This window comes from Melaminivora alkalimesophila (assembly GCF_000282995.1).
In the GTDB taxonomy this organism is placed as follows: Bacteria; Pseudomonadota; Gammaproteobacteria; order Burkholderiales; family Burkholderiaceae_C; genus Melaminivora; species Melaminivora alkalimesophila.
The window spans coordinates 1-1,743 of sequence record NZ_ALEE01000759.1; the positions used below are offsets into that span (position 1 = coordinate 1).

Genomic DNA, 1,743 nt, shown 5'->3' on the forward strand with positions numbered 1-1,743 from the left:
GAAGGCTGGGAGATCTCGCCGGACCTCAAGACCTACACCTTCCGCCTGCGCAAGGGCCTGAAGTTCCACAACGGCGAGCCCTTCAACGCCGAGAGCGTGAAGTTCTCCTTCGACCGCGCGGGCGGCGAGAAAAGCACCAACAAGGACAAGCGCACCTTTGCCAACCTCACGACCCAGGTGGTGGACGAGCACACGGTGGTGCTGCTCAACAAGGAGGTCGACCCCGACCTGCTGTTCCTGCTCGGGCAGGCCACCGCCATCATCGTCGAGCCCAAGAGCGCCGACACCAATGCCTCCAAGCCCGTCGGCACCGGCCCCTACCAGCTGGGCGCCTGGAGCCGCGGCGCCTCGGTCTCGCTGGTCGCCTGGCCGGAGTGGCGCGATGCCTCGTCGATCCGCATCCGGCGCGCCACCTTCCGCTTCATCCCCGACCCGGCCGCCCAGGTGGCGGCGCTGCTGGCCGGCGACGTGGACGTGTTCGCGCGCGTCACGCCGCGCAGCATGGCGCAGTTCAAGGGCAACCCGCGCTTTCAGACGCTCATCAGCGGCTCGCGCGCCAAGACCATCCTGGCGATCAACAACGCCAGGGAGCCGCTTCAGGATGTGCGCGTGCGCCGGGCGATCACCGCCGCCATCGACCGCAAGGCCGTCATCCAGGGCGCGGCCGACGGGCTGGGCGTACCCATCGGCAGCCATTACGTGCCGGGCGCCTTCGGCTACGTGGACACCACCGCCATCAACCCCTACGACCCGGACAAGGCCAGGCGCCTGCTGGCCGAGGCGGGCGTCAAGACGCCGCTCACGCTGACCGTGACGCTGCCGCCCGCGCCCTACGCACGCCAGGGCGGCGAGGTCATCGCCGCGCAGCTGGCCAAGGTCGGCATCCAGCTCAAGCTGCAGAACGTGGAGTGGGCGCAGTGGCTGTCGGGCACCTACGGCAACAAGAACTACGACCTGACCATCATCTCGCACGTCGAGCCCTTCGACCTGGGCAACTTCGCCAAGCCGGATTACTACTGGGGCTACCGCTCGGAGAAGTTCGACCAGCTCTACGAGCAGATCAAGAACGCCACCCGCCCGGCCGACCGCGCGCGGCTGCTGGGCGAGGCGCAGCGCCTGCTGGCCGAGGACTGCGTGCACGCCTTCCTCTACCAGCCGCAGTGGGTCACGGTGGCCGCCAAGGGCGTGCAGGGGCTGTGGAAGGACATGCCGATCTTCGTCAACGACCTGTCGGCCATGGCCTGGGCATGAGGGCAGGAACGGAGCTGCACGCGCTGTCCGCGCAGGAGCTGGTCGACGCCTACCGCCGGCGCGCGCTCTCGCCGGTGGAGGTCACGCAGGCAGTGCTCGACCACATCGAGCGCTGGGAGCCCCATCTGCGCGCCACCTACCTGCTGCGACCCGAGGCGGCGCTCGCGCAGGCCCGCGAGAGCGAGGCGCGCTGGCTGCGCGCAGCGCCCTGCGGTCCGCTGGACGGCGTGCCCGCCACGCTCAAGGACAACATCGCCACGCGCGGCGACCCGACGCCGCTGGGCACCGCCGCCACCGAGCTGGTGCCGGCCGCGCAGGACGCGCCCCCGGCGGCGCGCCTCGCCGAGGCGGGCGCCGTGCTGCTGACCAAGACCACCATGCCGGACTTCGGCATGCTGTCCTCGGGGCTGTCGTCCTTTCACCCGCTCACGCGCAACCCCTGGGACCTGCGCAAGGGCCCCGGCGGCTCCAGCTCCGGCGCGGGCGCGGCGG

2 protein-coding genes are annotated in these 1,743 nt (G+C 70.9%); both read left to right on the top strand.

The genetic code is table 11. The annotated features are described in order from the left end of the window. On the top strand, nucleotides 1-1,251 hold a 1,251-nt coding region (locus A612_RS14630), incomplete at its 5' end, for an ABC transporter substrate-binding protein (RefSeq protein ID WP_019375190.1). Beyond that, nucleotides 1,248-1,743 (top strand): amidase family protein (locus A612_RS14635; protein ID WP_019375191.1); only part of this gene is annotated, 496 nt, incomplete at its 3' end. The genes A612_RS14630 and A612_RS14635, both read left to right, overlap by 4 nt.